This is a genomic window from Bradyrhizobium sp. USDA 3262, assembly GCF_054060035.1.
Genome location: NZ_JBSSCT010000001.1, coordinates 6,990,336 through 7,009,667, shown reverse-complemented (window position 1 = coordinate 7,009,667; position 19,332 = coordinate 6,990,336). Strand labels below are relative to the sequence as shown.

General features: G+C 64.2%; 17 protein-coding genes and 2 pseudogenes. 11 read left to right on the top strand and 8 right to left on the bottom strand.

What is annotated here, in order from left to right; genetic code table 11:
* Positions 1 to 32: 32 nt before the first annotated feature.
* The 6 genes and pseudogenes from ACVWYP_RS33145 to ACVWYP_RS33120 form a co-directional block, all read right to left on the bottom strand.
* On the bottom strand, positions 33 to 1,316 hold the full coding sequence (locus ACVWYP_RS33145) for an ABC transporter substrate-binding protein (protein ID WP_304496221.1): 1,284 nt from the start codon (positions 1,314 to 1,316) through the stop codon (positions 33 to 35).
* A 60-nt stretch (positions 1,317 to 1,376) separates the two neighbouring features.
* Positions 1,377 to 2,450 (bottom strand): branched-chain amino acid ABC transporter permease, encoded by a 1,074-nt coding sequence (locus ACVWYP_RS33140; RefSeq protein WP_304496220.1) that lies wholly within the window; start codon positions 2,448 to 2,450, stop codon positions 1,377 to 1,379.
* Between the two features lie 3 nt (positions 2,451 to 2,453).
* Positions 2,454 to 3,347, bottom strand: coding sequence for a branched-chain amino acid ABC transporter permease (locus ACVWYP_RS33135; protein WP_028343071.1), 894 nt, complete (start codon positions 3,345 to 3,347; stop codon positions 2,454 to 2,456).
* Between the two features lie 217 nt (positions 3,348 to 3,564).
* Positions 3,565 to 5,493, bottom strand: coding sequence for a long-chain fatty acid--CoA ligase (locus ACVWYP_RS33130; protein WP_304496219.1), 1,929 nt, complete (start codon positions 5,491 to 5,493; stop codon positions 3,565 to 3,567).
* The gene (locus ACVWYP_RS33125) at positions 5,490 to 6,311 is read right to left on the bottom strand and encodes an ABC transporter ATP-binding protein (protein ID WP_016847995.1); all 822 of its coding nucleotides are present in this window, start codon (positions 6,309 to 6,311) and stop codon (positions 5,490 to 5,492) included. The genes ACVWYP_RS33130 and ACVWYP_RS33125 overlap by 4 nt, the downstream gene beginning before the upstream one ends.
* 20 nt (positions 6,312 to 6,331) lie before the next feature.
* Positions 6,332 to 6,655 (bottom strand): annotated as a pseudogene (locus ACVWYP_RS33120) (transposase); the annotation flags it as partial.
* 467 nt (positions 6,656 to 7,122) lie between these two features.
* On the opposite strand from ACVWYP_RS33120, the pseudogene ACVWYP_RS33115 reads away from it, so the two are divergent.
* The 4 genes and pseudogenes from ACVWYP_RS33115 (at position 7,123) to ACVWYP_RS33100 (ending at position 11,060) form a co-directional block, all read left to right on the top strand.
* Positions 7,123 to 7,799 (top strand): annotated as a pseudogene (locus tag ACVWYP_RS33115) (Crp/Fnr family transcriptional regulator).
* A 140-nt stretch (positions 7,800 to 7,939) separates the two neighbouring features.
* Positions 7,940 to 9,040 carry a GDP-mannose 4,6-dehydratase gene (gmd, locus tag ACVWYP_RS33110; protein WP_304496218.1) on the top strand — a complete coding sequence of 367 codons (1,101 nt, stop codon included), beginning with the start codon at positions 7,940 to 7,942 and terminating at the stop codon, positions 9,038 to 9,040.
* Positions 9,021 to 9,965, top strand: a complete 945-nt coding sequence (gene fcl, locus ACVWYP_RS33105; RefSeq protein ID WP_304496217.1) for a GDP-L-fucose synthase — start codon at positions 9,021 to 9,023, stop codon at positions 9,963 to 9,965. The genes gmd and fcl overlap by 20 nt, the downstream gene beginning before the upstream one ends.
* 117 nt (positions 9,966 to 10,082) lie before the next feature.
* On the top strand, positions 10,083 to 11,060 hold the full coding sequence (locus tag ACVWYP_RS33100) for a tripartite tricarboxylate transporter substrate binding protein (protein WP_304496216.1): 978 nt from the start codon (positions 10,083 to 10,085) through the stop codon (positions 11,058 to 11,060).
* Positions 11,061 to 11,159: 99 nt separating this feature from the next.
* Here ACVWYP_RS33100 and ACVWYP_RS33095 read toward each other — a convergent pair whose 3' ends face one another.
* Positions 11,160 to 12,005 carry a uroporphyrinogen-III synthase gene (locus tag ACVWYP_RS33095; RefSeq protein WP_304496215.1) on the bottom strand — a complete coding sequence of 282 codons (846 nt, stop codon included), beginning with the start codon at positions 12,003 to 12,005 and terminating at the stop codon, positions 11,160 to 11,162.
* A 135-nt stretch (positions 12,006 to 12,140) separates the two neighbouring features.
* Between ACVWYP_RS33095 and purU the strand changes: the two genes are divergently transcribed.
* Together purU and ACVWYP_RS33085 are read left to right on the top strand one after the other, a co-directional pair.
* Positions 12,141 to 13,004 carry a formyltetrahydrofolate deformylase gene (gene purU / locus ACVWYP_RS33090; protein ID WP_304496214.1) on the top strand — a complete coding sequence of 288 codons (864 nt, stop codon included), beginning with the start codon at positions 12,141 to 12,143 and terminating at the stop codon, positions 13,002 to 13,004.
* Between the two features lie 63 nt (positions 13,005 to 13,067).
* Positions 13,068 to 13,853, top strand: coding sequence for a phosphodiesterase (locus ACVWYP_RS33085; RefSeq protein WP_304496213.1), 786 nt, complete (start codon positions 13,068 to 13,070; stop codon positions 13,851 to 13,853).
* 54 nt (positions 13,854 to 13,907) lie between these two features.
* Here the strand turns inward: ACVWYP_RS33085 and ACVWYP_RS33080 are convergent, their stop codons facing one another.
* Positions 13,908 to 14,108 carry a hypothetical protein gene (locus ACVWYP_RS33080; protein ID WP_420888139.1) on the bottom strand — a complete coding sequence of 67 codons (201 nt, stop codon included), beginning with the start codon at positions 14,106 to 14,108 and terminating at the stop codon, positions 13,908 to 13,910.
* 455 nt (positions 14,109 to 14,563) lie between these two features.
* Between ACVWYP_RS33080 and ACVWYP_RS33075 the strand changes: the two genes are divergently transcribed.
* From ACVWYP_RS33075 to ACVWYP_RS33055, 5 genes are all read left to right on the top strand, one after another.
* A complete protein-coding gene (locus ACVWYP_RS33075; protein WP_304496212.1) occupies positions 14,564 to 15,745 on the top strand; it encodes an ABC transporter substrate-binding protein in 1,182 nt (393 codons plus the stop codon).
* A gap of 208 nt (positions 15,746 to 15,953) precedes the next feature.
* Positions 15,954 to 16,823: a branched-chain amino acid ABC transporter permease gene (locus ACVWYP_RS33070; protein ID WP_304496211.1), complete on the top strand. Its 870-nt coding sequence runs from the start codon at positions 15,954 to 15,956 to the stop codon at positions 16,821 to 16,823.
* A gap of 7 nt (positions 16,824 to 16,830) precedes the next feature.
* Complete coding sequence (locus ACVWYP_RS33065) at positions 16,831 to 17,862, top strand: branched-chain amino acid ABC transporter permease (protein WP_304496210.1); 1,032 nt, start codon at positions 16,831 to 16,833, stop codon at positions 17,860 to 17,862.
* Entirely contained in the window at positions 17,859 to 18,611 is a 753-nt protein-coding gene (locus ACVWYP_RS33060) for an ABC transporter ATP-binding protein (protein ID WP_304496209.1), read from the top strand. Before ACVWYP_RS33065 ends, ACVWYP_RS33060 begins: the two co-directional genes overlap by 4 nt.
* Positions 18,604 to 19,320 (top strand): ABC transporter ATP-binding protein, encoded by a 717-nt coding sequence (locus ACVWYP_RS33055; protein ID WP_304496208.1) that lies wholly within the window; start codon positions 18,604 to 18,606, stop codon positions 19,318 to 19,320. Before ACVWYP_RS33060 ends, ACVWYP_RS33055 begins: the two co-directional genes overlap by 8 nt.
* The last annotated feature ends 12 nt before the right edge of the window (positions 19,321 to 19,332 follow it).

Genomic DNA, 19,332 nt, shown 5'->3' with positions numbered 1-19,332 from the left:
TCGAGGCTGCGCTGGGTGGCAGCCCCACGACCTCACCAGCCAAACCATTCGGGTTTGCGCGGCAGTTCGACGGTCTTCACCTTCTCGAGCTTGATGGTGCCTTTGGCCATCAGGTCGTTGATGTCGCCATCGGTCGCGCCCGAGATCTTCGAGCGATAGAGGTCGACCTTCGTGGTCGGGCGGTGATCCTTTTCGGTCCAGGTCGAGGGATTGCAGACGCCGTCCATGCCGGCCGGCACCCAATCCTTCTTCTGGTAGAAGCCCTTGGCGACGTTCTCGCCGGTGGCGCCGCCGTTCTTGGCGGCCCAGTCGAGCGCTTCCTTCAGATAGAGCGCGCTGCAGACCGCGGCGATGTAGTGTACCGGCCGATAGACCTTCCCGGACGGGTCGGACATCTTGGAGATTTCCATCACCGTCTTCATGCCGGGCGCGTTGCCGCCCCAGCTCACCGCCGTGCGGAGCGGGAAGATCACGCCGTCGGCTGCATCGCCGGCGGTCTTCGCCGCGTTCTCGTCCATGCCCCAGACATTGCCGAGGAACTGGACGTCGACGCCGGCGGTCTTGCAGGCCTTCAGCACCGAGATGTTCGAGGCCGCCGTGTTGCCGAGATAGGCATAATTTGCGCCCGAGCTTTTCAGGCTGAGACACTGCGCCGAGTAGTCGCCGGGGGACAGCGCGAACACCAGCGGCGGCAGCACCTCGAAGCCGAGCTCGGTCGCCAGCGCTTCACCGGCCGCCTTCGGCGCGTTCGGATACGGATGGTTGGCGCCCATGTGGACGAATTTCGGCTTGCCGGGCTTGCCCTTGGCCTTCCAGTCCTCCGCGGCCCAGGTCAGCATCGCGCGCATCGAGTCCGAGTAGCTCGGACCGTAGAAGAAATTGTACGGTGCGGGCTTGGCCTTGCCGCTGGTGCCTTCCGGATCGGTCAGCGCGGCGGCGTAGGAGCCGGAGATGTCCGGGATCTTGTCCTGCGCCAGGAAGCCGGTGAGGGCTTCGGTATCCGCCGTGCCCCAGCCCATGATCGCCGCGACCTTGCCGTCGGGCGCCGACCACTTCTTGTACAGCGCGATGGCGCGCGGCACCTGGTAGCCATAGTCGTTGCTGTCGACATTGAGCTGCTTGCCGCCGATACCGCCGTTCTTGTTGACCCAGGCGAAGGTGTCCGCGACGCCCTGGCCATAGGGGGTGCCGACGTCGGACGTGCCGCCCGAGAGGTCCTGCAGATGGCCGATGGCGATCTGCGCCTGCGCGGTGGCGGCCGCGCTGCTGATCAGCAGCGCAAGGGAGACCGAGCTCAAAAGGGATCTAATCGTCATTCTTGCTTTCCTCCTGCTTATTCGTTGAACCGAATTTTGAGTTGCGTTCCGTGCGTTGCGTCAATGCGAGAACGGGTAGAGCTTCCAGTAGGCCTTGATCTGCCGCCAGCGATGCGCGAGGCCGTCCGGCTCGAACATCAAGAAGCCGATGATGATCAGGCCGATCGCGATCTCGCGCAGGAAGGTGATGTTGTTGTTGAGCTGCAGCGCCTTGTCGATGGCGCCGCCCTTCAGCCAGGCGCTCAGCCACTCCATCGATTCCGGCAGCAGCACCACGAAGGCCGTGCCCATCAGCGTGCCCATCACCGAGCCGGTGCCGCCGATGATGACCATGGCGAGGAACAGCACCGAGCGCTCGATGCCAAAGCCTTCCTGCGAGACCACGAGCTGATAGTGCGCGTAGAGCGCGCCGGCGATGCCGGCAAAGAAGGCGGCAAGCCCGAACGACAGCGTCCGGTACTTGGTGAGGTTGATGCCCATGATCTCGGCGGAGAGATAGTGATCGCGGATCGCGACCAGCGCGCGGCCGTCGCGGGTGCGCATCAGATTGGTGACGAGCAAATAGCTGATCACCATGTAGGCGAGCACGACGTAGAAGTACTGGCGGTCGCCGCGCAGGGTGTAGCCGAAGATCGAGAACGGGTTGGCGCTGGCCGGCACCGAGCCGCCCGAGAACCATTCGGCGCGCGAGAAGAAGTCGAGCAGGATGTACTGCGCGGCGAGCGTCGCGATCACGAGATAGAGCCCCTTCAGCCGCGCCGCCGGCACGCCGAAGATCAGGCCGACCAGTGCCGTGACGACGCCGGCGAGGGGGATGGCAAAGAACACCGGGATCGGCGCATTGTTGGAGATGTAGGCCGAGGTGAACGCGCCGAACAGGAAGAACGCGGCGTGGCCGATCGAGATCTGGCCGGTGAAGCCGACCAGGACATTGAGGCCGAGGGCCGCGATCGCGAAGATGCCGATCTGGATCGCGATCGAGAGCAGGTAGTTGGACAGCAGCATCGGCGCGAAGCAGGCCAGCACAATGCCGAGGGTCGCGAAATTGCGGCTGGTCGCGGTCGGGAAGATCGTGGTGTCGGCCGCATAGCTGGTGCGGAAATCGCCCGAGGGGATGAGTGTGCTTGTCGCCATTGATCAGACCCGCTCAATATCTTTGGTGCCGAACAGGCCGTACGGTTTGATCATCAGGATGATGATCAGGACGTAGAACGGCGCGATCTCGTAGAGATTGCCCCAGTGGAGATACTGGCTGTCGACATACTGGGCGACATTTTCCAACAGCCCGATGATGATGCCGCCGAGCACGGCGCCGCCGACCGAGTCGAGCCCGCCCAGGATCGCGGCCGGAAACACCTTGATGCCGTAGGCGGAGAGGCCGGACGACACGCCGTTGACCACGGCGACCACCACGCCGGCGACCGCCGAGACGGTGGCCGAGATCGCCCACGCCATCGCGAACACGTTCTTGACGGAAATGCCGAGCGACTGCGCGACCTGCTGGTTGAAGGCGGTTGCGCGCATCGCCAGGCCGTATTTGGAGGCCCGGAAGAACCAGGCCATGCCGACCATCATGGCGAGCGAGACCACGAGGCTCATGACATAGACGGTCTGGATCTGCAGCCCGAACAGGCTGACCGACTGGCTCTGGAACACGCGCGGGAACGGCTGCGGGTTGACGCCGAAGATCCACTTCAGCGCGGCCTGGAACACCGTCGACAGGCCGATCGTCACCATGATCACGGAGATGATGGGCTCGCCGATCATCGGACGCAGGATCACGACCTGGATCGCGATGCCGAAGATGAACATGAAGACCAGCGTGATCGGCATGCCGACCCAGAACGGCACCTGATACTTCGTCAGCAGCGCCCAGCACACCCAGGCGCCGACCAGCAGCAATTCGCCCTGCGCGAAGTTCACGACCTGCGTCGCCTTGTAGATCAGCACGAACGACATCGCGACCACGCCGTAAAGCGTGCCGACCACGAGGCCGTTGACGATCAGCTGGATCAGGAACTGGGTGTTCATGGGGTGCGGTCGCTCCGAACTGCGGCGCCAGCACCCTCTCCCCTTGTGGGAGAGGGTGGCTTCGCAAAGCGAAGCCGGGTGAGGGGTTGTCTCCGCATCGGGATCGTGGAGAGGGTACCCCTCACCCAAGCGAGTTCGTGTCGACTGGCGGTGTAGCCCTCTCCCACAAGGGGGGAGGGCACATTCATGAGCACCGCGCTCCGGTCGCGCAACACAGTCATTCCGCGGCCTCCGCGAGCACGGCGCGGCCGAGGTCGACCACCTCGAGCGTGGTGCGGACGCGCTGCGTCGAGCCGTCCTGGAAGCGGATCACGGTGTCGACGGGGATGCGGGCCTTGCCGCGGTAGATCGCATCGATGATGTCGGCGTATTTCTCGTTGATCACGCCGCGGCGGACTTTTCGGGTCCGGGTCAGCTCGCCGTCATCGGCATCGAGCTCCTTGTAGAGCAGCAGGAAGCGCGAGATGCGTTGCGCAGGCGGCAGGGTGGCGTTGACCGTTTCGACCTCGTTCTTGAGCAGCGCATAGACCTCGGGCCGCGAGGACAGGTCGGTGTAGGTCGTGAACGAGATCCGGTTCTTTTCCGCCCATTTCGAGATAATCGAGTAGCGGATGCAGATCATCGCGGCGAGCGCGTCGCGGCCGGCGCCGAGCACCACCGCTTCGGCGACATAGGGCGAGAACTTCAGCTTGTTCTCGATATATTGCGGCGAGAAGCGCTCGCCGCGCGAGGTCTCGGCGAGATCCTTGATGCGGTCGATCACGACAAGCTGCCGGTTGTCGTTGTAGTAGCCGGCATCGCCCGAATGCATCCAGCCGTCCTTGATGTCGGCGACCGAGGCTTCGGGGTTCTTGTAATAGCCGTGGAACATGTTGGGATGCCGCACCACGATCTCGCCGACGCCGTTGACGTCGGCATTGTCGATGCGGATCTCGATGTCGTCGGCCATCGGCACGCCGGTGGTGTCGGGATCGACCTTGCCTTCGGGATGCAGCGTATAGGCGCCGAGCAGCTCGGTCTGGCCGTACAGCGTGCGCAGCGGCACGCCCATCGCCTGGAAGAACTTGAAGGTATCCGGCCCGAGCGCCGCGCCACCGGTCGCCGCCGAGCGCAGCCGCGTGAAGCCGAGCCGGTCGCGCAGCGCGCGGAACAGCAGCTGGTCGGCGAAAACAGAACGCTTGCCCTCGGCAAGCGCCGCCAGCCCGGTCTTCATGCCGAGGTCATAGAGCCGCTGCTTGAACGGCGAGGCGTCCATCACCCCGGCGCGGACGTCGGCCGCGATCGATTCCCAGACCCGCGGCGCGAACAGCACGAAGGTCGGCGCGATCTCGCGGAAGTCGTGCATCATGGTGTCGGGCTCTTCGACGAAGTTGACCTTCATCCGGGAGAGCAGCCCTTTGCCCAGCGCGTAGATCTGTTCCATGATCCAGGGCAGCGGCAGCACCGAAACATACTCGTCGTCCGGCCCCTTCGGATCGAAGGCGAGATAGGTCGCGCAGTGCCGCAGCACGCGCCCGGCCGAGAGCATCGCAAGCTTCGGATTGGCCGTCGTGCCCGAGGTGGTGCAGAGGATCGCGACGTCCTCGCCATCAGTGGCGTCGACCAGCCGCTCGTACAGGCCGGGCTCGCGCGCGGCGCGATCGCGACCCAGCGCAACGAGCTTGCTCGCCTCCATCAATCGCGGATCGTCGTATTTGCGCATGCCGCGCGGGTCGGAATAGACGATGTGCTTGAGTTGGGGCACGCGATCGGCCAGGCCGAGCAGCTTGTCGACCTGTTCCTCGTCCTCGGCGAAGACCAGCTTGGCCTCGCCATAGGTCAGGAGATAGGCGGCCTCCTCGTCCAGCACGTCGCGGTAAAGACCGAGGCTCATCGCGCCAATCGCGTGGGCCGCGATCTCGGCGGCGACCCAGTCCGGCCGGTTGTCGCCGATGATGCCAATTACGTCGCCGCGGCCAAGCCCGAGCTCGACCATGCCGAGCGCGAAGTCATGGGTGCGGGTCTGGTAGTCGTTCCAGGTAAATTCGCGCCACAGCCCGAAATCTTTCTCGCGCAGCGCGATCTCGCTGCCATGCTCCTTGGCGTTGAGGCGCAGCATCTTGGGAAAGGTATTGGCCTGCGCGGCGCGACCGGCATAGTCCATCATGCCGCACTCTCCCGCACCGCCGGCTTATCGTCGGGGTCGACCAGCACTTCGTCTTCCTCGCCGAGATAGGCGCGCTTGACATGGGGATCGGCGAGCACGGTGGCCGGATCGCCCTCGGCGATCTTGCGGCCGAAATCGAGCACCATGACGCGGTGGGAGATGTCCATCACGACGCCCATGTCGTGCTCGATCATCATCACCGTCATGCCGAACTCTTCGTTGAGATCGACGATGTAGCGCGCCATGTCTTCCTTCTCTTCGAAGTTCATGCCGGCCATCGGCTCGTCGAGCAGGATCAGTTGCGGCTCGAGCGCCATCGCGCGGGCGAGCTCGACGCGCTTGCGCAAGCCGTAGGGCAGGGTGCCGGCGGTGGCCTTGCGCACCGACTGCAGATCGAGGAAGTCGATGATCTCCTCGACCTTGCGGCGGTGCTCCAGCTCCTCGCGGCGCGCGCCGGTCAGCCAGTACAGCGACCCCGTGATGAAGTTGTTCTTCAGGAGGTGATGGCGGCCGACCATGATGTTGTCGAGCACGCTCATGTGGTGGAACAGCGCGAGATTCTGGAAGGTCCGGCCGATGCCGAGCCGGGGCCGCGCGTTCGGGTTGAGGCCGGTAATGTCCTGGCCGCGATAGAACAGCTGGCCTTCGGTCGGCCGGTAGCGGCCGGAGATACAGTTGACGATCGAGGTCTTGCCGGCGCCGTTCGGGCCGATGATGGAGAACAGCTCGCCCTCGTTGACGCCGAAGCTCACTTCGGTCAGCGCGCGGACGCCGCCAAAGCGCAGTGAGACTCCGCGCACCTCGAGACTATTAGCCACCCTGTTCCCTCCAGATACGGGCGCTTAGCAAGCCTGCGCGCGATTTCAACCAAGGCGTCATTGATCAAGTCCAACACCCCGCTGTCGCGCAGGCCATAAAAATAGTACTGGACCGTCGTAAAGGGAGGAAAATCCTTCGGCAAAAGCGCCCATTGGCATCCCGTCGTCGCAATGTACTGGATCGCATCCCATACCGATCGCATGCAGGTCTTGCGCGGTCGACCCACCTTGCTCCGCCCTGGCATCAACAGCTCGATCAAGGCCCATTCCGCATCCGTACAATCGCTTGCATAGCGCAGCGCTCGTCTGTCATGCTGACAGCGGGTGATTTCGGTCCAGGTCATCTGCTTCTCCGATGGCTTCGAACACCTCGAAGAATCACAACCTGCTGAAATCACCCAACTTTAATTTCCGGTCATCTTAGGCGCGCTCTTTATCTTCTTATCTTCACTTCGATCTTGCTTCGATCTTACACTTCGATCCTACATGGGCCACCGAAGGGAGACCATCCGACTAATGATGCCGGCGTTCGGGAGATCTCTCGCCCCGATCGCCTGCGTCATGCGCGGTAACGCCGCACCCTGCAAGCCCGTCTCTCACGTCGTCCGCCTTCAGCGATCCATCGAGGAGCTGCGCGACGTTACGCGAGGTGGCTCTGAATACGAGAAAGCGATAGGTTGAATTGTCATGTGCCCGACATTTGGTCAGGAATTTTCGCTGGCATTCCAGGCCCCGGGTCCCTGGCTTCGCGCACGGCGTTGCTGCGGTGCAATATCGTTGCAGTATCTTGGGGTGGGATGCCGTCGCTAGAATGATTGCTGCTGATTACCTGAAACGCATCGCGGCCTGGTCGCGCGAATTGAGCGAGCAAGAAATCGAAATCGCGCGCGCGGGCATTTCCGAGAAATCCTACCGCGCGCCAACGAATTCATCTTCATGCGCGGCGACAACTTCCAGTACTGGACCGGCATCGTCACCGGGCTGGCGCGCATGGGCATCGTCTCGCGCGGCGGCAAGGCGGCAAGTTTCGCGGGCCTCACCGCGGGCGCGTGGTTCGGTGAGGGGACCGTGCTCAAGAATGAACCCCGGCGCTACGATGTGGTCGCGCTGCGCGACACGCGACTGGCGATGATGGATCGCCGGACCTTCGTCTGGCTGTTCGAGAACAGCGTCGGCTTCAACCGATTCCTGGTCGGCTCGCTCAATGAGCGGCTCGGCCAGTTCATCGCGCTGCTCGAATATGGCCGCACGCTGGACGCCACGGCGCGGCTGGCGCGCTCGATCGCCTCGCTGTTCAATCCGATTCTCTATCCCGACCTGACGCTGCACCTTGAGATCACCCAGGAGGAGATTGGGGCGCTGTCGGGAATCTCCCGGCAGAATGCCAACCAGTGCCTGAAGCGGCTCGAGCGGGAAGGGCTGTTGCGGCTCGAATATGGCGGGGTGACCATCCTCAACCTCGACCGGCTGCGCCACTATGGCGAGTGACGGGTTCCGGGCGCATTGAGCCGTTTTCGCAGGCCTAAAGTCCTGATTTCAAACGATTAAGCCATTAGACTTGGGGCAGGCTGGATGCTACAGACCGGCCTCGTCGGGATCGCGCGGTTTTCGCGCTCTCTGGAGATGACATGGCGGTTAAGGATTCGGCGGCTCAGGACTCAAAGCGGCGCGTTGCGCTGATCACCGGCGTTACCGGGCAGGACGGCGCGTATCTCGCCGAATATCTGCTCGGTCTCGGCTATACCGTGCACGGGATCAAGCGGCGGTCGTCCTCGTTCAACACCGCGCGCGTCGACCATCTCTACCAGGACCCGCATGCCGGCAACGTGCCGTTCCTGATGCACTACGGCGACATGACGGATTCGACCAATCTGATCCGGCTGGTGCAGCAGATCCGGCCGACCGAGATCTATAACCTCGCCGCCCAGAGCCACGTCCAGGTCAGTTTCGAGAGCCCGGAATACACCGCCAACGCCGACGCGATCGGCGTGCTGCGGCTGCTGGAGGCGATCCGCATCCTCGGCATGGAAAAGGAGACGCGGTTCTACCAGGCCTCGACCTCGGAGCTTTACGGGCTCGTGCAAGAGGTGCCGCAGAAGGAGACCACGCCATTCTATCCGCGCTCGCCCTATGGCGTCGCCAAGCTCTACGGCTACTGGATCACGGTGAACTACCGTGAGGCCTATGGCATGTTCGCCAGCAACGGCATCCTGTTCAACCATGAGAGCCCGATCCGCGGCGAGACCTTCGTGACGCGCAAGATCACCCGCGCCGTCGCGCGCATCGAGGTCGGCCTCGAGAACAAGCTCTATCTCGGCAATCTCGACGCCAAGCGCGACTGGGGCCACGCCCGCGACTATGTCGAGGGCATGCACAGGATCCTGCAGGTCGACGAGCCCGGCGACTTCGTGCTCGCGACCGGCGAGACGCGGTCGGTCCGCGAGTTCGTCGAGCTGGCGTTTGCCGAGGTCGGCCGCAGCATCGAATGGCGCGGCAAGGGCGTCGAGGAGGTCGGTGTCGACAAGGCGTCCGGCAACACCCTGGTGCAGATCGATCCGACCTATTTCCGCCCGACCGAGGTCGATCTTCTGATCGGCGACGCCAGCAAGGCGCGCGCCAAGCTCGGCTGGGCGCCGAAGACGCCGTTCGCGCAGCTAGTGAAGGAAATGGTCGCCGGCGATCTCGTCGAGGCCAGGCAGGACGCGGCCAATGGCAAGCACGGCGTTTGAGCTGAAGGGCAAGACGGTCTTCGTTGCCGGCCATCGCGGCATGGTCGGCTCGGCGCTGATGCGCCGGCTGGCGCGCGAGGAGGCCGATCTCCTGACGGTGTCGCGCAGCGAGGTCGATCTGCGCGACCAAACCGCGGTCAACGCGTGGTTTGCCGCGAAGCGGCCGCAGGCTGTATTCCTCGCTGCCGCCAAGGTCGGCGGCATCGTCGCCAACAACACGCTGCGGGCGGAATTCCTCTACGAAAATCTGGCGATCTCGAGCAACGTGATCGAGGCGGCCCACGCCAATGGATGCGAGAAGCTGATGTTCTTCGGCTCGTCCTGCATCTATCCGCGCCTGGCGCCGCAGCCGCTGCGCGAGGATTCGATGCTGACCGGCCCGCTGGAGCCGACCAACGAGCCCTATGCCATCGCCAAGATCGCCGGCATCAAGATGGCCGAGGCCTATCGCAGCCAGTACGGCGCCGATTTCATCAGCGTGATGCCGACCAATCTCTACGGCCCCGGCGACAATTATCACCCCGAATACAGCCACGTCGTCGCCGCGCTGATCCGCCGCTTCCACGAGGCCAAGGTTTCGGGCGCCGGCAACGTCGCGGTGTGGGGCACCGGCACGCCGCGCCGCGAATTCCTCTATGTCGACGATCTCGCCGACGCCTGCATCCATCTGATGAAGACCTATTCCTCGCCCGAACTGGTCAATATCGGCACCGGCGAGGACATCACCATTGCCGAGTTCGCGCGCGTCGTCGCGGCCGCCATCGGCTATCGCGGCGGGATCAGCTTCGACACGTCGCGCCCGGACGGCACGCCGCGCAAGCTGCTCGACGTCGGCCGGCTGGCCAGGCTCGGCTGGCGCGCCACCACCTCGCTCGAGGATGGCATCGTCCTCGCGTACCAGGCCTATCTGCGCGAGACGAAGTGACGCGGTGAACCTCCCGCCCTCCGACTGAGAATATCTGTCGGCTTGGCGACGCTGCGCGGCTAGGATGCGCGTGCCCAAGCGTGCCGCAAGAGCCGCCAGTGCGTCGGAGGAGACATCATGAAGGTTCTACGCCGCCAGTTCCTGCAACTTGCAGCCGCTACGGCTGCGCTTCCGCTCACATTTGGAAAAGCGATTGCCGAGGCCTATCCGGCGCGGCCGGTTCGCCTCGTGATCGGCTATACCCCCGGCGGTTCGGCGGACCTGACGGCGCGCCTGATGGGGCAGTGGCTGTCGGAAAAGCTCGGGCAATCCTTCATTGTCGAGAACCGGCCGGGCGGCGGGACCAACATCGCCACCGAGCAGGCGCTGCGCGCGGCGCCCGACGGCTACACGTTGCTGCTGGTCGCGCCGGCCAATGCGATCAATGCGACGCTCTACCAGAAGCTCCCCTTCGACTTCATGCGCGAGATGGAGCCGATCGCGGGCATCATTCGCTTTCCCAACGTCGTGGTGGTGCACCCCTCGCTGCCGATCAAGTCGATTCCCGAATTGATCGCCTATGCAAAGGCCAATCCCGGCAAGCTCAACATGGCGTCCTCAGGCAACGGTTCGACGATCCACATGTCGGGTGAACTGTTCAAGATGCTGACCGGCATCAACATGCAGCACGTGCCCTACCGGGGCGGAGCCCCGGCGCTCACCGATATGCTGTCCGGCGTGATGCAGGTGATGTTCGACAATCTTCCGACCTGCGCCGAGCACGTCAAATCCGGCAAGCTGCGCGGACTTGCGGTCACCAGCACGACCCGTTCGGACGTGCTTCCGGACCTGCCGCCGGTCGCCGACTTCCTGCCGGGTTACGAGGCCAGCGCCTGGTACGGCCTCGCGGCGCCGAAGAACACGCCGCCTGAAATCGTCGACAGGCTCAACAAGGCCGTCAATGAAATCCTCGCCGATCCCAAAGCGAAGGCGCGGTTCACCGAAATCGGCGCGATCCTGCTGCCGGGCTCGGCTGCCGACTTCGGCAGGCTGGTGGCCGACGAGACCGAGAAGTGGGGCAAGGTGGTCAGGTTCGCCGGCGCCAAGGTTGACTAGAGCCTTTCCGTTCCGATTGAATCGGAACGGGGGGCTCTAGATTTTTGCTTTGACGCGTTTTCTTCACGCGAACCGGTATCCACTTCGCTCGAAAACGCTCTAGCTTCGCGCCGTCGCGCGCGGCGGATTTTTTGAAAGCGCCGCTGCCATCGCCGATATCAGCGGCCGCATGAAGAAGGCGTCTTCGGCCGGATAGATGTCGGTGCGCAGGCCGTGGGACTTGAGTTCGTCCGATACCGCCGGTCCGACGGAAGCGATCGGCGTACGCTCCAACCCCTGGCGTAACCTGTCCTCGCAACCGCGCGCCCGTGCCACCTCGATGAGGCGGCGGACCTGGCCGAGATTGGTCAACGCGATCGCATCGATGCGGCCTTGCGCCATCTCCTCGATCGCGGTGACGATGTTGGCGTCGGCGGCCTGCGCATCATAGACATAGGGCAGCACCGTATCGACCTCGGCGCCCTGTGCCTTGATCGCGCCGATCAGGGTGGCATGATCCTTGTCCGGATAGAGCTGCAAGCCGAGCCGATGGCCGGTCAGGTCGAGCTTCGACAGCATCTCCGCGACGCCTTCCGACGTCGGCTTCTCGGTCGTCATTTGCGGTTCCAGGCCGATCTCGCGCAGCGCCCGGCCGGGCTTGGGGCCGCGGGCGAATTTGCGCGCCTTGGCGAGGCTATCGACAAACTCCCGCTCGACACCGATCCGGCGCACGACCTTCATCAGGCGGCGCAGGCCTTCACCGGTCATCAGCACGAGGTCGTCGAGTGGCCGTTCGATGGCGCGGCGAATCCAGCCCTCGATCGGCGCCGCATCAGGCGCATCGTGGATGGTGAACATCGGGCATTGCAGCACGTCGGCGCCCTGCTCGGCGAGCAGGCGGGAAAACTGCGCTTCCTCGCGCGTCTCGAGGATCAGGATGCGGTAGCCGTTCAGCCGGTCAGCCATGATGGTCCCTAACAAACATTGTCGTCATTTGTTCGATTTGACCCCCGCGCCGGGATTGGCGCAAGGCCGCCTGCGGTGTAGACGAGGGCCGAAAATGACCGTTCCACGTATCTGCTCAAGCTTTGGTCAATTGGCATGCCCGACCATCAATTCGTTCTGACCCTGTCCTGTCCTGACCGCCCGGGGATCGTCTCGGCGGTCTCAACCTTCCTCGCGCATAATGGGCAGAACATCCTGGACGCCCAGCAATTCGACGATATCGAGACCGGCAAGTTCTTCATGCGCGTGGTGTTCACCGCGGCCGACCTCGCGGTCGAGCTCGCGGCGCTGCAGACCGGCTTTGCAGCGATCGCCGAACGTTTCGGCATGGAATGGCAGATGCGCGACCGCGCCAGCCGCCGCCGGGTGATGCTGTTGGTGTCCAAATCCGATCATTGCCTGGTCGACATCCTGTATCGCTGGCGGACCGGCGAGCTCGAGATGATCCCGACCGCTGTTGTCTCCAATCATCCGCGCGAGAGCTATGGTTCGCTCGATTTCGGCGATATCCCGTTCCATCATCTGCCGGTGACGAAAGAGACCAAGCGGCAGCAGGAAGACGCGGTGTGGAAACTGGCCCAGGACACCAAGACCGACCTCGTGGTGCTGGCCCGCTACATGCAGATCCTGTCGGACGAGATGTCGGCGCGGCTGTCGGGCCGCTGCATCAACATCCATCATTCCTTCCTGCCGGGCTTCAAGGGCGCCAAGCCCTACCACCAGGCGCATGAGCGCGGCGTCAAGCTGATCGGCGCCACGGCGCATTATGTCACCAGCGATCTCGACGAGGGGCCGATCATCGATCAGGACGTCGAGCGCATCAGCCATCGCGACACGCCTGAGGACCTCGTGCGCAAGGGGCGCGACATCGAGCGCCGGGTGCTGGCGCGCGCGATCCGCTACCATCTTGCCGATCGCGTCATCCTGAACGGACGCAAGACCGTGGTGTTCGTGGACTGATCCGCGGTTCACTCGGCTGTCGCGCTTTGACGGCTATGGTATAGCCCTGCAACGAGGCGCTGCATGAAACTCATCCACATGAGCGACATCCATCTGACGAGGCCGGGGCGGGCGATCTTTGGTCGCGATCCCCTGCGGAATTTCGATCGCGCGCTCGATCAGGTGCTTGCCGATCATCGCGACGCCGAACTCATGGTGATCACGGGTGATCTTTCCGATCTCGGTGAGCTCGCGGACTATCATTTGCTGCGCGAGCGCCTGAGCGGATTTCCGATCCCGGTGCGGCTTTGCATCGGCAACCACGACCATCGCGCGACGTTTCTCGACGTGTTTCCCGAATGCGCCGACACGGACGGATTCGTACAAGGGGTTCACGACGCTTCCTTCGGCCGCTGCCTGCTGCTCGACACGTACGAGCCGCAGACGGCCGCCGGCAGCTTTTGCCGGACGCGGCAGGCCTGGCTGGAGCGGCAGCTAGCGGAGCATGACGGGCCATTCTTCCTGTTCATGCACCACAATCCATTCCCGACGCATATCGGTCCGCTGGACCGGATCGGGCTGCTCGATGATACCGCGTTCCGGTCGATCGTCGCGAGGCACCGAAGCAAGATCAGGCACATCTTCTTTGGTCACTGCCATTTGGTGCTCAGTGGTTCGGTTGCCGGCGTCCCCACAACCTCGCTGCGTGGAACGAACCACGCCAGCTATCCCGTGTTCGCGGACGTGCTGACCGTTGCCGATCTGCCGGAGGCCTACGGCGTGGCCTTCATGGGCGCTGACTACGTCACCGTGCACATGGTGGAGTTCGGCTACCGCGGCGAAATCCTCAGCGAGGATTCCCTCGACTAGGCTGTCCCCGGGCCCGTCACAACGCGATGAAAGCCCAGCCGTGCAGCCGGATGCTCAATGGACCGCGTCCTGCGCGGTCGAGGCCGGCTTCGCCTCGTCGCCACGCTGGGCCGCAGGCATCAGCCGCTTGCGTTCCCGATCCTGCATGAACTTGTCGTATTCCGGGGTGCCCGGCCGCGGCGGCGCATCCGCCGGCAGGCCGCCGGCCCAGGCTGGAATGGTGTCGGCCATGCCGGCCGAGAGCTTCTGGTTCATGGAGCTGCATCCCCCGAGCGCGCCGGCCGCGAGCGTGAGGGCAGTCAGGACAGCGATGGGGCGCGTGACGATTGGCATTGGAAGCAGGATACAGCCCTGGTCTTTATGGATGATGATCTTGGGCGCGACCGTTCGGCTGCAATTGTGCTTGTTTGTTGACATTGCCGCTGCCTTTGTACGATCGTACAAATGAATCGAGCCGGCGACGGCCTTGAATGCGCGAGACCGGCTCTCGCGGGGCATTGAGTTTTGCGGAGCGATATTGGTATCCTGATACTTGTCTCTACGGCCAAGCCCGATCGCGTCGCGCGCGGCACACGTCCATCGTCCGATTGACAGAGGGCACGGGGAGACGCCTTGTCGCGTTGCGGCTTGGCCGTGCATGCTTGAGTTAAAACAAGGCAAGAGCCGGGACCAAGGCTCGATGCAGAAGAGCGGAAGGGGGAGGGACGTCGATGTTCAATCGTCGCAAAATGTTGCTGTGGGGCGCCGCTTCGGCCCTGCTTCCGGGGTTGTGCGCCAGCATGCCGGCGTGGGCGGACGACGCCGTCAAGATCGGGCTGATCCTGCCGATGACCGGCGGTCAGGCGTCGACCGGCAAGCAGATCGATAACGCCGTCAAGCTCTACATGCAGCAGAAGGGCGACACTGTCGCCGGCAAGAAGATCGAGATCATCCTGAAGGACGACGCCGCGGTGCCGGACAACACCAAGCGGCTTGCGCAGGAACTGATCGTCAACGACAAGGTCAATTTCATCGCCGGCTTCGGCGTGACGCCCGCGGCGCTCGCCGCGGCGCCGCTGGCGACGCAAGCCAAGATCCCGGAAGTCGTGATGGCTGCCGGCACCTCGATCATCACCGAGCGTTCGCCCTACATCGTGCGTACCAGCTTCACGCTGGCTCAGTCCTCCACCATCATCGGCGACTGGGCGGTGAAGAACGGCATCAAGAAGGTCGCGACGCTGACCTCCGACTATGCGCCCGGCAACGATGCGCTGACCTTCTTCAAGCAGCACTTCACCGCCGGCGGCGGCGAGATCGTCGAAGAGGTCAAGGTCCCGCTCGCCAATCCGGACTTCGCGCCGTTCCTGCAGCGCATGAAGGATTCCAAGCCCGACGCGATGTTCGTATTCGTGCCGGCCGGGCAGGGCGGCAACTTCATGAAGCAATATGCCGAGCGCGGGCTCGACAAGAGCGGCATCAGGGTGATCGGACCGGGCGACGTCATGGACGACGATCTGCTCAACAATATGGGCGATGCCGCGCTCGGCGCGGTGACGGCGCATCTCTATTCGGCCGCCCATCCGTCCGCGATGAACAAGGAGTTCGTCGCCGCCTACAAGAAGGCGTTCGGCAACCGCCCCGGCTTCATGGCGGTCAGCGGCTATGACGGCATCCATCTGATCTTCGAGGCGCTGAAGAAGACCAATGGTGCGACGGACGGCGACAAGCTGATCGAGGCGATGAAGGGCATGAAGTGGGAGAGCCCGCGCGGCCCGATCTCGATCGATCCGGAAACCCGCGACATCGTGCAGAACATCTATATTCGCAAGGTCGAGAAGGTCGACGGCGAGCTCTACAATGTCGAGTTCGCGACCTTCGAGGCCGTCAAGGATTCCGGCAAGACCAAGAAATAGCATCGTCATCGGCGGCGTGCGCTCCGGCCTCACCACGTCATGCCCGGCCAAAAGCGCGAAGCGCGTCTTCGCGCAGGTGTGCCGGGCATCCACGTCTTTCTTCCCGGCGAGCAGAAAGACGTGGATGGCCGGGACAGGCCCGGCCATGACGATGACCCTGACGTTCGAGCTGTTGTTCTTGTTGCGTCCTCACGGCTAAGCTGACTCCATGGCCTCTATCCTCACCAACCTGTTCGACGGCGTCGCCTACGGCATGCTGCTGTTCGTGCTCGCCTGCGGGCTTGCGGTGACGCTCGGGCTGATGAATTTCGTCAACCTCGCGCATGGCGCCTTCGCGATGGCCGGCGGCTATATCTGCGCCGTGCTGGTGAATAATTCCGGCTGGCCGTTCTTCGCAGGCCTGCCGCTCGCCTTTGTCGGCAGCGCCGTCATCGGCATCGCGCTGGAGCGCACGCTGTACCGCCATCTCTACAGCCGCAGCCATCTCGATCAGGTGCTGTTCTCGATCGGCCTGGTGTTCATGTCGGTCGCGGCGGTCGACTACATCATGGGATCGTCGCGGGTCTTCATCAAGCTGCCGCCGGCGCTGGAAGGCCAGATCGACCTGTTCGGCGTCGGCATCGGCCGTTACCGGCTGATGATCGTCGTGATCTGCGGCCTGCTCACCCTGGCGCTGCAACTGATCCTCGCCAAGACCCGGTTCGGCAGCCGGCTGCGCGCCGCAGTCGACGATCCGCGCGCCGCGATCGGGCTCGGCATCAACGTGCCGCAGGTGTTCGCCTTCACCTTTGCGTTCGGCTGCGGCCTCGCCGGCCTCGGCGGCGCGCTGAGCGCGGAGATCCTCGGGCTCGATCCGTATTTCCCGCTGAAATTCATGATCTACTTCCTGATCGTCGTCACCGTCGGCGGCTCCTCGTCGATCACCGGACCGTTCCTGGCGTCGCTTTTGCTCGGCATCGCCGACGTCGCGGGCAAGTATTACGTGCCGAAGCTCGGACCGTTCGTGATCTACACGGTGATGATCGTGATCCTGCTCTGGCGTCCGAACGGCCTGTTCGGCCGCACCGCGGCGCGGTGAGGCGGGCATGACGGCGCTATCAGACGTTTCCGCTCACGCGATGGCTAGCGCGCGCTGGCGGATCAGCGAGGTCGCGTTCTGGGCGCTGGCGCTCGCCTGCGCCTTCCTGTTCCCGTCGCGTTATTTGATCATGACCGACATCGTGCGGCTCGGTTTGTTCGCGCTTTCGCTCGACCTGATCCTCGGCTACGCCGGCATCGTTTCACTCGGCCACGCGGCCTTCTTCGGCGTCGGCGCCTATTCGGCCGGCTTGCTGGCGCTGCACGGCATCATCAACGAGCCCGTGATCGCGCTGGTCGCCGCCGGTCTGGTTGCGGCGTTGCTCGGCTTCCTGACCAGTTTCCTCGTCATCCGCGGCGTCGACCTGACACGGCTGATGGTGACGCTCGGCATCGCGCTGCTGCTGGAAGCGCTCGCCGAGCGCTTCTCCAACATCACCGGCGGCACCGACGGGCTGCAGGGCATCGAGATGCAGCCGATCCTCGGTCTGTTCACCTTCGACATGTTCGGCAAGACCGGGTTCTTCTACTCGCTGATCGTGCTGTTCATCTTGTTCCTGCTCGCGCGACGCGTGGTGCATTCGCCGTTCGGCCTGTCGTTGCGCGCGATCAGGAACAATCCGCTGCGCGCGGCCGCGATCGGCGTGCCGGTCAACCGCCGCCTGATCGCGGTCTATACGCTCGCCGCCTTCTATGCCGGGATCGCCGGCGCACTGTTCACCCAGACCACGGCACTCGCCTCGCTCGACGTGTTCTCCTTCGAGCGCTCCGCCGACCTGATGCTGGTGCTGGTGATCGGCGGCACCGGTTATCTCTATGGCGGTCTGATCGGCGCCGTCGTGTTCAAGATGCTGCAGGAGCTGTTTCAGAGCATCACCCCGCAATACTGGCTGTTCTGGATCGGCCTCGTGCTGGTCGTGATCGTGCTGGTCGGCCGGGCGCGCATCCACCGCTGGGTGCTGTTCGTGCCGAATCTGATCATCCGGCAGTTCGCCGGCCGCAAGGCCGCGGTCACCGTGCCCGAGGGCGACGCGTCATGACCGTCGCGCTGGAAACCCGCAATCTCGAAAAATCTTTCGGCGGTCTTCGCGTCACCCGCGATCTTTCGCTGAAGGTGATGCAGGGCGCCCGCCACGCGCTGATCGGGCCGAACGGCGCGGGCAAGACCACCGTGATCAATCAGCTGACCGGCGTGCTGACGCCGAATAGCGGGCGCATCCTGCTCGAGGGCAGCGACATCACCGGCCTGTCCGTGCACAAGCGGGTGCTGCGCGGGTTGTCGCGCACCTTCCAGATCAATCAGCTCTATCCCGACCTGACCCCGCTCGAAACCATCGGGCTTGCGGTCTCCGAACGGATGGGCCGCGGCGGCGACTGGTGGCGACGGATGGGGACCCGGAGCGACGTCAATGCCGAGATCGCCGATATCCTGTCGCGCTTCCATCTGCTCGACGTGATGACGGAGCTCACCTCGACCTTGCCCTATGGCAAGCAGCGCCTGCTCGAGATCGCGGTCGCGATCGCCGCGAAGCCGCGGGTGCTGCTGCTCGACGAGCCCGCGGCCGGCGTGCCCGAGAGCGAGCGCCACGATATCCTGGCGGCGGTCGCGGCACTGCCGCGCGACGTCACCGTGCTCCTGATCGAGCACGACATGGATCTGGTGTTCTCCTTCGCCGACCGCATCTCGGTGCTGGTCAATGGCGGCCTGCTCACCGAGGGCGCGCCCGACGAGGTCGCGCGCGATCCGCAGGTGAGGGCGGTCTATCTCGGCGAGGCGGCCGATGTCTGATCTCCTCTCCATCCAGGGCCTGCGTGCCGGGTACGGCGAGGCGGTGGTGCTGCCCGATATGTCGCTGGCGCTCGCGGAGGGCCAGGTGCTCGCGCTGCTCGGCCGCAACGGCACCGGCAAGACCACGCTGATCAATTCGATTATCGGCATCGTCAGGCGCCTCAGTGGCAGCCTAGCGCTCGCAGGCCACGACATCACGGCGATGCGGCCCGACCAGCGCGCCCGCGCCGGAATCGGCTGGGTGCCGCAGGAGCGCAACATCTTCCGCTCGCTGACGGTGGAGGAGAACATGACTGCGGTGGCGCAGCCCGGGCCGTGGACGGTCGAGCGGGTATACGAGATGTTTCCGCGGCTGCAGGAGCGGCGCCGCAATTTCGGCAACCAGCTGTCCGGTGGCGAGCAGCAGATGCTGGCGATCGGCCGCGCGCTGACCCTGAATCCGAAAGTGCTGCTGCTCGACGAGCCGACCGAAGGCCTCGCGCCGATCATCGTTGAGGAATTGTTAAAAGCGATCGGAACCATCACGCGCTCAGGCGGCATCTGCTCGATCATCGTCGAGCAGAACGCGCAAAAGATTCTGGGGCTCGCCGACCGCGTTGTGATATTGGAACGCGGCACGATCGTGCACGATGCCGCAAGCAGCGCGCTGAAGGCCGATCCCTCCGTCCTCGAGCGCCACCTCGGCGTCTCCGGGGCCAAGGCACACTAGAAGGCACACTGG

Excerpts from the sequence above, each read along its gene's own strand:
- gmd (WP_304496218.1), top strand. The coding sequence starts at position 7,940 with ATGGCGGTTAAGGATTCGGCGGCTCAGGACTCAAAGCGGCGCGTTGCG.
- ACVWYP_RS33085 (WP_304496213.1), top strand. The coding sequence starts at position 13,068 with ATGAAACTCATCCACATGAGCGACATCCATCTGACGAGGCCGGGGCGG.
- ACVWYP_RS33065 (WP_304496210.1), top strand. The coding sequence starts at position 16,831 with ATGACGGCGCTATCAGACGTTTCCGCTCACGCGATGGCTAGCGCGCGC.
- fcl (WP_304496217.1), top strand. The coding sequence starts at position 9,021 with ATGGCAAGCACGGCGTTTGAGCTGAAGGGCAAGACGGTCTTCGTTGCC.
- ACVWYP_RS33130 (WP_304496219.1), bottom strand. The coding sequence starts at position 5,493 with ATGATGGACTATGCCGGTCGCGCCGCGCAGGCCAATACCTTTCCCAAG.
- ACVWYP_RS33080 (WP_420888139.1), bottom strand. The coding sequence starts at position 14,108 with ATGAACCAGAAGCTCTCGGCCGGCATGGCCGACACCATTCCAGCCTGG.
- ACVWYP_RS33145 (WP_304496221.1), bottom strand. The coding sequence starts at position 1,316 with ATGACGATTAGATCCCTTTTGAGCTCGGTCTCCCTTGCGCTGCTGATC.
- ACVWYP_RS33135 (WP_028343071.1), bottom strand. The coding sequence starts at position 3,347 with ATGAACACCCAGTTCCTGATCCAGCTGATCGTCAACGGCCTCGTGGTC.
- ACVWYP_RS33055 (WP_304496208.1), top strand. The coding sequence starts at position 18,604 with ATGTCTGATCTCCTCTCCATCCAGGGCCTGCGTGCCGGGTACGGCGAG.
- ACVWYP_RS33075 (WP_304496212.1), top strand. The coding sequence starts at position 14,564 with ATGTTCAATCGTCGCAAAATGTTGCTGTGGGGCGCCGCTTCGGCCCTG.
- ACVWYP_RS33095 (WP_304496215.1), bottom strand. The coding sequence starts at position 12,005 with ATGGCTGACCGGCTGAACGGCTACCGCATCCTGATCCTCGAGACGCGC.
- ACVWYP_RS33060 (WP_304496209.1), top strand. The coding sequence starts at position 17,859 with ATGACCGTCGCGCTGGAAACCCGCAATCTCGAAAAATCTTTCGGCGGT.
- ACVWYP_RS33070 (WP_304496211.1), top strand. The coding sequence starts at position 15,954 with ATGGCCTCTATCCTCACCAACCTGTTCGACGGCGTCGCCTACGGCATG.
- ACVWYP_RS33100 (WP_304496216.1), top strand. The coding sequence starts at position 10,083 with ATGAAGGTTCTACGCCGCCAGTTCCTGCAACTTGCAGCCGCTACGGCT.
- purU (WP_304496214.1), top strand. The coding sequence starts at position 12,141 with ATGCCCGACCATCAATTCGTTCTGACCCTGTCCTGTCCTGACCGCCCG.
- ACVWYP_RS33140 (WP_304496220.1), bottom strand. The coding sequence starts at position 2,450 with ATGGCGACAAGCACACTCATCCCCTCGGGCGATTTCCGCACCAGCTAT.